General features: G+C 34.3%; 7 protein-coding genes. 6 read left to right on the top strand and 1 reads right to left on the bottom strand.

Features of this window, described 5'->3' with window-relative positions:
* The first annotated feature begins 197 nt into the window (after positions 1-197).
* Positions 198-1,466 (top strand): T9SS type A sorting domain-containing protein, encoded by a 1,269-nt coding sequence (locus tag N2201_02560; protein ID MCX7785101.1) that lies wholly within the window; start codon positions 198-200, stop codon positions 1,464-1,466.
* 505 nt (positions 1,467-1,971) lie between these two features.
* Entirely contained in the window at positions 1,972-3,180 is a 1,209-nt protein-coding gene (gene chrA, locus N2201_02555) for a chromate efflux transporter (protein ID MCX7785100.1), read from the top strand.
* Between the two features lie 592 nt (positions 3,181-3,772).
* Here the strand turns inward: chrA and N2201_02550 are convergent.
* Positions 3,773-4,078, bottom strand: a complete 306-nt coding sequence (locus N2201_02550; GenBank protein MCX7785099.1) for a hypothetical protein — start codon at positions 4,076-4,078, stop codon at positions 3,773-3,775.
* Between the two features lie 143 nt (positions 4,079-4,221).
* Between N2201_02550 and N2201_02545 the strand changes: the two genes are divergently transcribed.
* The 4 genes from N2201_02545 to N2201_02530 all read left to right on the top strand — a co-directional run bounded on the left by N2201_02545 (position 4,222) and on the right by N2201_02530 (position 12,113).
* Complete coding sequence (locus N2201_02545; GenBank protein ID MCX7785098.1) at positions 4,222-8,298, top strand: C25 family cysteine peptidase; 4,077 nt, start codon at positions 4,222-4,224, stop codon at positions 8,296-8,298.
* 101 nt (positions 8,299-8,399) lie between these two features.
* Positions 8,400-8,699, top strand: a complete 300-nt coding sequence (locus N2201_02540) for a hypothetical protein (GenBank protein ID MCX7785097.1) — start codon at positions 8,400-8,402, stop codon at positions 8,697-8,699.
* A 124-nt stretch (positions 8,700-8,823) separates the two neighbouring features.
* On the top strand, positions 8,824-9,354 hold the full coding sequence (locus N2201_02535; GenBank protein ID MCX7785096.1) for an epoxyqueuosine reductase QueH: 531 nt from the start codon (positions 8,824-8,826) through the stop codon (positions 9,352-9,354).
* 1,403 nt (positions 9,355-10,757) lie between these two features.
* Positions 10,758-12,113 (top strand): MFS transporter, encoded by a 1,356-nt coding sequence (locus N2201_02530; GenBank protein ID MCX7785095.1) that lies wholly within the window; start codon positions 10,758-10,760, stop codon positions 12,111-12,113.
* The last annotated feature ends 372 nt before the right edge of the window (positions 12,114-12,485 follow it).

Raw genomic sequence — 12,485 nt, 5'->3', positions numbered from 1 at the left:
TGTGTAAATTTAGGCTTGATATGTTAAAAATAAAGGTGTATCCTCCTATGATATGATAACACAGATAATTTTAATAAAAAAAGGAGAACACACCTATTAAAATACTTGAAATTATTCTGATTTTTTATATAATTTTTTCATTGTACGCAAAATAAAATTTTTTTAATCCTTATAAATATTTATAATTAGGAGGCAGCATGAAAGACAAAATTGCTATAATCCTAATTGTTTTTATTGGACTATTGGCACAAACGACACTCTCAAATGCTGAACACTTAAATCTCAATCCATCTAATAAATTGCTTACTGATTCACTGAATTGTCGACTGATAGGTCGCTGTAATACCAATAGTTATGCTACTGATGTTTATGTCGTGGGTTCTTATGCTTATGTCGCGGCCACAGCTTCTGGTCTTAGAGTTATTAATGTTGCCAATCCGCAATCACCTTATCAAGTCGGCTATTATCTCGCACCAAGTTGGGCTAATGGTGTTTATGTTTCAGGGTCATATGCCTATGTGGCATACGGTGGGTCTGGTCTGAGAATTGTAAATATTTCTAATCCTCAATCACCTACTTTGGTTGGTTCTTATACTAATTTAGGTTATATCTATGATGTCCATGTTTCTGGTTCTTATGCCTATATTCCTTGTGGTCAACTAATAATTGTTGATGTCTCAAATCCGAGTTCACCAACTTTAGTTGGGAATACAACAAATGTAGGTTATGCGCAGGGAGTCTATGTTTTAGGTTCTTATGCTTATGTCGCAGCGGGTACCCGGGGATTGACAATCGTTGATATTTCAAATCCATCATCACCAACTTATGTTGGAAACTATGATACACCTGGTTATTCATACGATGTTTATGTTTCTGGTGCTTATGCTTATGTTGCAGATGGAAATTCTGGTCTCAGAATAATTAATGTTTCCAATCCTTCGTCGCCAACGGAGGTAGGCTATTATGATACTGATGGTACTGCTTATGATGTTTTTGTCGTAGGTTCTTATGCTTATGTTGCAGATGGTAATCTCAGAATAATTAATGTTTCCAATCCTTCAGCGCCAACAGAATATGGTTATTATGTTACTACTAGTAGCGCTAGAGGTGTGTATGTCGTAAATTCTTATATATATGTTGCACAAGGTGATAGTGGGTTTTATATTTATCGGGGACCATCAGGTGGTATTGAAGAAGAACGTATAACGCTTGACACAAAATGCTTAACGGTAAAAATATATCCGAACCCAGCAAGGTCATATTTTGCTGTAGGCCATCCGCTGAATGTTTGCCCGGATCGGACTGAACAAATTGCGATTTATGATGTGACAGGAAAATTAATAAAAGTTCAAGAGTTCAAAGGTGAAAAAGTTCAAAGTATCTCGCTTGATGGTATTAAAAGCGGTGTCTATTTTGTGAAGTTGAATGACGAAATGATAAAAGAAAAATTAGTTGTTATGAAATAATGTCAAGTTATGTATTATGTTTTATAATGTCAACAACATCTTCAACAGTCATTACAATTACGATGTGTTAACGATTAGTCATAAAAATTACTATCAAATGAGAATGTAATAAATACAAAGTGTAATTTTTTAGTTTGTCAATATTGGACATAGTGCCAACAAATTTCTTTTTGTAGGGATAGGTGCTTTTAAGACAAATACTTTTGGGCACTTTTTATCCTTTCAAGATTAAAGACTTCTTAATTTTGGAGATTTATTCTGGTTACGTTCTTTAGAATGGTAACTTACAACAAGTGGTCACATTATATGAAATGAAAACTTTCATTTTTATTAGTTTATCTATGTTAGTTTATCTATAACTGACTGTTCACGAAGCATAAAGGTCCAGGAAATGATTTTGTTATAAATTGGCTAAACACATTAAACTGTTACATTTCCTGATTTTTTCGTTGTCCATTAATATTTAATCTTGTTAAATCTATGTTTTTGAGATAATATTAACTTAATGCAAAATACCTTTGATAAGACTACAAAAGCAGTAAGATTTAGGGATTTAATTTTAATTTTTCTTAAAATTGGCAGTGTTGGATTTGGTGGTGGTGTTGGTATGTTGGCAATTCTGCGCAAATATATTATCGTTAATAAAAGATGGGCAACTGATGACGATTTAGCCACTGCGGTCACATTAGGTCAAATGATTCCTGGTCCATTTATTCCGAATTATGTCCAATATCTTGGCTTTAAAATCAAAGGCACAAAAGGAATGATTGGTTCAGTAATTGCTTTTCTTTTTCCCGGCTTTCTGTCAACTCTAATCTTTAGTTATCTCTATTTCCATTCTCAGCAAATACCAATTCTCAATAATATTTTTGCTTGGATTCAACCAATTATCATTGGAATTCTTGCTTGGGCAAGTTTCGATATGGCAAGGCTGTATCTTAAAGACTTAAAAGCAATTCTAATTGCAGTACTTGCCTTAGGTGCTAATTTTTTAAAGATTAGTCCAGTTTTAATTTTTTTGATTTGCGGCGTTATCGGTGTTATCCTAAGACAGCGGACGAACGCTAAATTTATTCTTATTCTACCTTTATTTTTCTTCTATGGAACAACGCCGCTTATTGTTAAACTAAAGAACATAGCAATGTTATCGCTTATCTTTTTAGAAACTGGTGCTTTTATCTTCGGTGGCGGTTATGCTGCAATCCCGTTTATCGAACACGAAGTTGTTACTGTCCAAAAATGGCTTACTCAATCTGAACTTTTGGCTGGTGTTGCGATTAGTCAAATAACACCTGGACCGGTGGCTTTATTAGCAACTTTTGTTGGTTATAAAGTTTCAGGTATTGTCGGCGCAATCATTGCAACAATTGCAATCTTTCTACCATCGCTCATTATTTTGGCAGTGATCTTAGGAATTTACCACCGATTTATAAAAAATAACAGGCGAATAGCGATTGCCAATTATCTAAAAGGATTTATTAGTGGAGTTAAACCAGCAATTGTGGGATTTCTTATCTCAGCAACAATTATTTTAGGTTCTACCAATAATGTTTTAATTTGTGATTGCACAACCAGTTCGCTGATAAAAATTGGATTTGCGCTCGTAAGTTTTATTCTACTGATTAAATTTCAAATTAGTCCGGCTTGGTTAATTTTTGTTGGTGCGGGACTTGGATTTGTGCTATCACAATACTTAAGCCTAAACATTTTTTAGCACTGGGTCTAATTGGTTGCGAGATATAGATAAGATGCGAAGGAAAAAGATATTGTCAATGTTTGGGGAAATTCTGTAGATAAAAGATAAGCACATCTTCCCGTTTTTTAATGTTCCGTCCCGCTGTTTCTGTTGATAAAAAATTCCTGTAATCAACTCAATTATACTTTCGTTTTAACCACCGGCTTCCTTGGCATCTTCGGTCACCTAATAGGTAAGCCGGTCGGCAAGCCAGTGGGCAGGCCGGGGGGCATACCCCTCGGCAATCCGCCGGCATACCTCTCCGACCGTCGAATCTTCAAATGCTCGGATTGTCCTCTAATTGGCCGAATGATTTAACCATACGATAATCAATGGGATAGCAGATAAAGTCACCTAATCTTTTACCTCCTTGGTCAAACAAGTTGCCGGCTCGTTTGATTAATGCCGGCGCTTTTATTTTACTTATAAAATACCTTATTTCTAATTATCCACAAGATTTGATTATATTTTCATAAAATAACTTATTTTTGCTTGCGGTCAAAGATTAGTCTTGTCTTCATTTGATTTTTGCCATAATCTTTTATTGTAGGTTCCTTTCCGACGGCATTTGTCACGTTTGATTAGTGCCAGCATTTTTATCATGCTCGTAAAATACCACATTTCCAATTTTCCCCAAAATTTGATTATATCTCCAAGAACCTTTTTCTATCGCCACTTTATCTAACATCATCGACACAAAATTACGCATGCAGTTATTGGGTGAATTTTTTAGTTCTTTATAATTGATAAGGGTTGTGGTTTGCATAGCGCCTTTTATTCTTAAATAAAGATTTGAAATTAATCTTAGATAAGTCAAAAACTTGTTTCCCATAACTATTATAAAATTTAAATCACCTAAAAAGTATCTCTTAGACACATTGCAGATATAGATTGACATAACTATCGTTAACAATTATAATTTGATATAAGAAAGATTTCGGAAAATGTTTTGTTATCCGAAATACTGATATGGAATAAACTTTTGATTGACACAATTTTTATTCTCATTGTAATTTTGTTATGAGAAGAACGTTAGCCTTATCCTATTTTTTATTTCTATCCTTGCTCTTTGCAGTATCTTCAAATTTGCTAAAACCGCCACAAGTACCAAACATTAAACAGATACCGCAACCAGAGAAACCTTTATCCGTTCAAATGCCTTCTCTTTTAGAGAATGAACTAAGTCCGAATCGGATACCTGTTTCTGAAATTAAATTGTCGTCTCCTACCAAGATAACGGTCGTTAAATCGGATTATACTGAATTTACCTTTCGTTATGATTTTACGGAAGACGCGCTAACTCAACAAAGTTTTGCTATTGATAATCAGACTTATACAGTATTTAAGATAGAAGGCACAACGCGTAAAGAATTACCTGGGACATTCGATTTACCGAGTCAAGATATTTTAATTGGTATTCCTCAACAAGGTGATATTGTTATTACCACGACAGTTATATCTGCGGTTACAATTAACAATATTGATATTCCACCGGTGCCAATGCGGTTTTGGGATAAAGAACCAATATATAAACTAAACTCATCTTATGCAAAATCTTCAATTTATCCGGAAAATATTTGTGAAGTTTCAGAAATTGGCTATCTGCGGGATATTCGCATTGCTCGGATAAAGATTACGCCTATTCAATATCAATATCCCAACAAACGCGCAATAATAAATTATAGTTTTGTCGTGCACTTGCGTTTTAGTGAACCGGCACAATATAATCCTTGGTCTGACTATTTTGATGGTATTTGTCAAGAACTTTTACTTAATGGAAAAGACGCCGTGCATTGGAAAAAGACACCACAACTCAATCCGCTTAATCCCCGATATCCCCAAGGATTTTTGAACTGGTATAAGATAAAAGTTGAGTCGACCGGTGTCTATAAAATAACTTATGAGGAATTGCGAAAAGCCGGGCTTCCGATAAAATTAATCGACCCACGAACAATCCGTTTGTTCAATATCGGTGAATGCACTTCTAATGTCTATTATCCAGATACTATGGTTGAAATTCCAATTTATATTTCAGGCGAATCTGATGGTTCTTTTGATAAAGACGACTATATTCTATTTTACGGTTTGTCCCCATCGCGTTTTAATCTCAAACGGACTAATTTTTATACTAATCCATTTACTCGTTATAACTACTATTGGTTAACTTGGGGATTTTCGCTACAAATTTCCGGATATGGTAAAAGAATGGAACAAATACAGTCGACTGCACAATCTAACCCGAAAAATTCAGCGTCTAATTATGCTCATCTGGAACAAGACCGTGATTGTCCTGCTCGAAGTGGCTTATTATGGATTTGGGAACTTTTTTCTAAAGAAGCCGGTATCAATGCCAAAACTTTTGATATAACCTTAAACTTACAAAATCCAGAATCACTCTTTTCTATCTCTGGTCGGTTTTGGGGTAAATCATCATCCAATTATCTAAAAGTCGGTATAAACAATACTCATCTCGACACTTTCTATTTTAGTGGTGGTGAATCAGGACCACCGCCTTTCGATTTTGTTATAAATCGACGCATACCATTGGTTCCGAACAACACGATTAATTTTACTTTATATAATACCAGTAGCCAAGAAGTATTTTTCGATTATCTTGATGTTCACTATTCACAAAGACTGGAATTCCTGCCAACTATGCGAGATTTGTATTTTTATTCTGCGCCCGGCACTCAAAGTTTTGCTATAACCCGCATGAATAACAAACCACTTGTTTGGGATATTACTAATTATTATGCGCCGAAAATGATTACTGGTTATTATAAAAATCAGGACACAATTATCTTTGGATTAACCAATTACGACACTACTTTTTACTATATAACGGACGAGACCAAAGCCCGCAAGGTTTTGAGCATTGAATCCCGAATTGTTGGTCGAACCCTAAATTATGGAAATATCCACTATTTTATTATTGCACCGGATGAACTTTATCCTAATGCTTTGCTGTTAGAAAATTATCGGCGAAATAATATTGTTGGAATACCACAAGCCCAAGTTAAAACAGTTCCCTTGAGTGCAATTTATGATGATTTTACTTTCGGTATTGAAGAACCTGGTGCGATTAAGAGATTATTTCAAAAGTATCGACCTTATTTTGGTTTATTATTAGGTGACGGCACTTATGATTATCGTAATATTTTACAATTAACAACTTTTCCCACTGTACCGCCTTATGAACGCGGTTATGATATTGACTTTCAGGTCTATTCTTTCGGTGCGTTATCGGTTGATGCTTGGTATGCGGATTTTAATGGTCCAGGCACAACACCTGATATGATATTGGGCAGAATTACCGCGCGCAATAACACAGAAATAAGAAACTTTTACGATAAATTAATTGACTATGAGTCAAGACGAACTTTAGGATTTTGGAATAAACGATTCATTCTTTTATCAGACGATGAATGGAAAGGGCAAGGCACAGTTGATGTCGGATTCTGGTTTGAACATATTAGCAATAACGAAAATCTTGAATTCTTTTTAACTTATAATACGAATCAATTGTTTCACCATCTTGAGCCTATAAAGATTTATCTTACAGAATATCCCTTTAATGAAGTTCGAGAAAAACGATTAGCCCGCGAAGCCTTACTCAAAGAGATTAATCGAGGTGTTTCATTATTGGCCTATTTTGGTCATGGCTCAGGTTTTCAGATTGCACACGAGCAGGTATTCAAGACGGAACATATACCTTTAATTAAAAATGGAAAAAGAAATTTGATTGCCTTTTTTGGTAGTTGTGGTGTGGGAAGATTTGATGATACAAAATTTGAGTCAATTACGGAAGAATTAGTGCGTAGACAAGAAGGAGCAATTGCCACCACTGGTGCCAGTAAAGCAACTTTCTCAGCAGATAATTTTGTCTTTGCCAAAATGTTTTTTCAAAAACTAATCGCACAACCAGAAAGCACCTTGGGTCGGGCTTTTTTACTTGCCTGTTATACAACACCACAGAATCATTATTATCATCTTTTTGGCGACCCAGCAACAATTCCCGCCTTACCCAATTTAATGACAAAGATTAATGCCCAACCTGATACTTTTCAACCGGCTAAAGCGATTCAATGCCAAGCACCAAATTCAGGGGAACTCTATTCGACCTCCGTATTTTCTAATCGATGGCAACGAAGATATGAATCGGAGATTGGCACAATCTTTTATGCTTTATCCGGCTATGAAATCTTTCGTGGTATTGGTCGCACTATTAATGACACAATGCAATTCCGTTTTGTTGTGCCTTTAGGACTGCCGCGGTTTATCCGTTATGATATTTTACCTGGTGCTGGAGGTGGTTATTATACAGAGATACCACATACTTCTCGCATTAGCGCTATTAGTTATGACCCGAATCAAAATAAGATTTGTAGTTTTCTTAAGGATACTATTGTCTTTGATACCGCTGTGGCTAATTACACAGATTTTACCGGACCGAAGATTGAACTCTATTATGACGAAAAAAGAATTAATAACAATGATATTGTACCAAAACAGTTTACCTTGACAGGTATTGTCGCCGATACTTCAGGTATCCTTTTAGCCCCGATTCCAGGAAATTATTATCCCCGGCTCATTATTCGTAAATCAAATCAAATTATATATGATGTCGATTTAACCCCTTATTTTAATTATGATATTGGCAATTTTACTCAAGGACGGTTCTTTTATCCGGTAGATTTAGATACGGGCGCATGTACCATTCTGTGTCGGGCATCAGATAATCTCTTAAGAGTAACTCAAGAATCGGTAAAAGTGCAGGTGTTAACCGAGCAACGATTAAATATTCACAAAGTATTATACTATTTAGATGCTAACACTCAAACCGGGTATTTTACCTTTGAATTGACTCAACCCGCTTGGGTGCAGATAAAGATTTACACGATTGCCGGCAGATTAATTAATACTCTACCAGAAAGATATTGTTCCTTTGGCTATAATCAGATTGAATGGAATGGGAAAGACGCAGATGGAGATATACCTGCTAACGGTGTCTATCTTTACAAAATTATTGCTCGGTCATACGAATCTGGTAAAGAAGAGAAAAAATCAATTGTGGAAAAGTTTATTATAATGAATTAGATTGAATCTGAGTTGAAAATACAAAAGTCAGACAGTTGTGGGTAGAGAAATAATAAAAAGAATGAATAGTCTGAAGACAATTTTATGAAAGGAAGTAAAATATGCCGATAATTTGGGAAGATGTCAAAACTTGGTTAAAAGATACGACCAAATTAGCCCTCAAAGAAGCCGAAGACTTAACTTATAAAGGCAAAATCAAACTCCAGATTTTCTCGTTAGAGCGAGAAAAAGACCGATTACTACAAAATTTAGGTGAGATATTATATACTGAATATAAAAAACATTACGACCCGACGAAGATGTTTAATCTTAGTGAAAAGATGATAGAAATCATTAACAGACTCCAAAAGACTGAGGAAAAAATTAAACAGAAAAAAGAAGAATTAAAAACGATAAAATAGAATCCATCTAAAGGTAGTTAAGAATCGCCTAATCTTGAGACTTCAAAGAATTAAAAGAAGCGAACAGCACGATAAATAAAAATATGTTTTGAAGAATTAAAAGTTTTCTCATAGGTCAAAATAAATGAAAGATAAACTATTACTTCATATCTGTTGTGGGATTTGTGCTAGTCAAATTATTAAGCGGTTGCAAGAAAATTATGAAGTCATTGGTTATTTTTATAATCCTAACATTGAACCACCCATTGAATATCAGCAACGGCTAATTGCAACTGAGAAATTACTTACCCATTGTAAAGTAAAACTAATTTATGGGGCAAACGATAATCTAAACTGGCATTCTGCAATTTTGGGTTTAGAACATTGGCAAGAAGGAGGTCCACGCTGTTGGCGTTGTTTTCGCATTCGTCTTGAGGCAACTGCAGAATATGCGCAAAAAGAATCAATTCGGTATTATGCAACTACATTAACCGCCAGTCCTTATAAAAATGCTGCCATCATCAATTCTTTGGGTAAAAAAATTGGCAAAAAATATCACATTACATTTATTGAAACCAATTACCAACAAGAAGAAAAAGACTTTCAACTCAGTAAAAAACTGGATTTATATCGGCAAAAATATTGCGGTTGTCTTTATAGTGCAAGATTTGAATAACCTACTTTTTTAACTACAAAAAAGATTAAAGGCTTACCTGAATTAGTGTTGGTTGAAACAATTAAAAAGTAGTATTATCGATTAGAAAATCGAAACCTAATTTGTAATAGAATCTGAATAAAAAAAATTAGCAGATTTATAAAAATGTTAACGAAGCCAATATGCTTATCTAAATTTACCAGAATTTTCACAAACATTGTCAAACTCTTAAAATTATCTGAGAGTCATTAGTTATTAGATAGCATTTGTTAAAATAGTGCATGATTTGTTCATTTTGCAGTTGTTTTTGTATTTAATCTTCTCGATACAGTGCATTTTGTGATTTCCCAATTTGGACTTAAGCTTAAGATGAGAATTATGAAAAAGTCCCTCTGAATTTGCAAAAAAATTGAGAATAACAGAGATATCTGTGCTGATGGGGAAAACATTAATTCATTCAAAGACCTCTAAGACCAACTGCGGACAGGACGCCTTATTCAAAGTTACCCCGAATTAAGACATTATTATTTTTAACCCAAAACTCCAAAAGTCTGCTCCTATAATGTTAACTTTACCTCTCAGCGAAGTTATATGTATATTTCAACAAAAATAGAGATAAAATTTTCATTCAACTCTTTGAATTACAAAGAATAAAATAAAAAACTTTACAAAATGATGGTATGACTCCCTCTACGGAGGTATAGATAGCGAAGGAAGGTTAAGAGAATATTGAAAACTGGGCGTCAAAGCACAAAAGTAACCTCGGCGAATAAGACATCTTAAAACACATCGGTTATAGTATCTTTTAGGAAATATAGTATCTTTTAGGAAATTGGGTAATGAGGCATATGCTATATCTCTTTGGTTGCGAATGCGGTTATCATTCAGTAAGTAAAGAAGGAAAATATTAGGTATATTTAGCAGTCGATATTGCCTCTCAGAAATATATTTGGCAAAAGTTTAATAGAAAATCGTAGTGCTGTCAAATATTTTATGCTATTGACCCAAAAAGACTATGACTTAATTATTAGAGCAAAAAGTACGAAACCTACAAAAAATAAACAAGGTTGATTTCCTTGGTCTATAAGTTCTTAGTATATGTATATAAGCAACTATCTGCTTTTTAGGACATTGTTTTTGGCTTATTGTTTTCATTTTCATATTTTCCTGGTTTTACGGTTGAAAATAATCTTTCAAATTTTTTACTAACCACACTAATTCTATTAACCGTTAAAATTGAACCACTCCAATATTATATTGTCAAAGTATGAAGAAATAAAGATATATCTATTTTTTGTTGTTAGTATCATGCTAGTTTTTTTGAGGATAAAACCATGGCATAAATATTTCAAAATTATAGAAGACAGTTTTTCTTAATAATTATAATTGACTTTTGAGAACAGGTTTTGTAATATTAACTCTTTATGCAAGATACAGTTATTAAAAAAGCACTTCGCATCTCTATTCTGCAAGGACTTTTTACTAATATTCATATAACTCTGACCGGAGGTATGTTTTTAACTGGTTTTGCTTTATATTTGAAAGCCTCGGCTTTTCACATTGGACTTTTAGCAGCAATCCCTGCGCTTCTAACTAGTTTTGGATTTGTTTCGGCTTTTTTAGTAAATCGGTTAAGTCGCAGAAAACCGCTTACAGTTGTTACTTCAGGTATTGGCCGTGCCCTATTTTTTATTTTGGCTGTACTCTTGTTATTTAATGTTACGCCTCGGTTGTCGCATCTTTTAGTCATTATTGGAGTTTTTAATGCATTATTGATGATAGCTGATAATGCCTGGCTCTCGTGGATGAGTGATTTAGTGCCCAAAGAGATGCGCGGCCGGTTCTTCGGTATTCGTAACACTGCAATGGGCTTAATTGGTATGGCGGTATCTTTTAGCGGAGCTAAACTCCTAGACTATTTTAAGGCAACGAACCAACATAACTTTGGCTTTGGCATAATTTTCTTAATCGCCAGCCTTTGTGCATTAGTAGGTACGATTCTTTTGTCTCAACAACCAGAGATTAGTATGGTCAGGCAACCAACTAATTTGCGGGCAATTATTTCCGCTCCGTTCAAAGACACAAATTTTCGTAAATTTTTACGTTTTGTTGGATTTTGGTATATCACCTCAAGTATTGCCAGTCCCTTTTATTTAGTCTTTATGCTCCAAAATCTTAGAATGCAATATTCTACTGTTGCAATTTACTCTATTATTGCAGGTATTGTGACATTTATCTTTCAACCATTATGGGGAAAAGCAATTGACCGCTTTCAATCAAAACCAATTCTATTTATTAATTTTTTCTCTATTGCCTTTCTGCCTTTGCTCTGGATTTTCCCCACCGCCAATTTTCTTTTACCGGTTTGGATTGATGCATTTCTCACCGGCATTTTCTGGTCAGGAGTAAATCTGAGTGTCTTTAATATTCTTTTCTCACTTTCTGATAACGAAGAACTTAAAGAAAGTTATTTTGCCATCTTTGCTGCGGTTACTGGTATCAGTGGATTTGTATCATCGCTATTAGGGGGTTATCTGGCAAACCTCTTAAAAGATTTTAATCTTGAAGTCTTAGGCCTAAATATAGTTAATTACCAGTTGTTCTTTATCTTTGCTGGAATATCACGATTTATCGCGTTATTATTATTGAAACAAGTTAAAGAAGCTAAGGCAACTTCACCCAGTTATGCCTTAGGTATTATGACCGACTATGCTTTAAGAAGATTAAATTATGGTAAAGAGTTTATCTTAAATACCATTAGATTTTTAAGGTCAAGATAAGATTTTCGGTTAAAGATAAAGACTTCTCTTATTATGCAAGATATTAATATTTAGTATATTGCCAAAGGGTTTTCTAAGATCATTTCGCAATGTATTTTTCTTAAAATGAATGTGATGTTATAAGCATAACAGTAAAGATAGCGTCAAGAATTTTGTGTAAATTCTTTTTTCTTCCATAAAGGCTTTGCCTCTCGTTGTTGGTTATATTTGTTAAAAACCGCATATACTGTTCGAGCACAACTCGCATAATTAGCAAAACTGCACATCGGCCTTATCCGCTTCCGCAATTCCCAAGATATTTGCTCGATTACATTTGGTATTGACTTGTTTCGTATTTTACTTAAAATATTTTAAATTTATAATGTATAGGAG

This window comes from candidate division WOR-3 bacterium (assembly GCA_026418155.1).
Lineage (GTDB): Bacteria > Hydrothermota > Tepidihabitantia > Tepidihabitantales > CAIPLT01 > JAOABV01.
The sequence above is the reverse complement of the archived record's forward strand: the minus strand, read 5'-3'. Positions and strand labels throughout refer to the sequence as shown.

Bases quoted from the DNA above. Each gene is read 5' to 3' on its own strand.
- N2201_02540 (MCX7785097.1), top strand. From the start codon at position 8,400: ATGCCGATAATTTGGGAAGATGTCAAAACTTGGTTAAAAGATACGACC.
- chrA (MCX7785100.1), top strand. From the start codon at position 1,972: ATGCAAAATACCTTTGATAAGACTACAAAAGCAGTAAGATTTAGGGAT.
- N2201_02560 (MCX7785101.1), top strand. From the start codon at position 198: ATGAAAGACAAAATTGCTATAATCCTAATTGTTTTTATTGGACTATTG.
- N2201_02530 (MCX7785095.1), top strand. From the start codon at position 10,758: ATGCAAGATACAGTTATTAAAAAAGCACTTCGCATCTCTATTCTGCAA.
- N2201_02545 (MCX7785098.1), top strand. From the start codon at position 4,222: ATGAGAAGAACGTTAGCCTTATCCTATTTTTTATTTCTATCCTTGCTC.
- N2201_02535 (MCX7785096.1), top strand. From the start codon at position 8,824: ATGAAAGATAAACTATTACTTCATATCTGTTGTGGGATTTGTGCTAGT.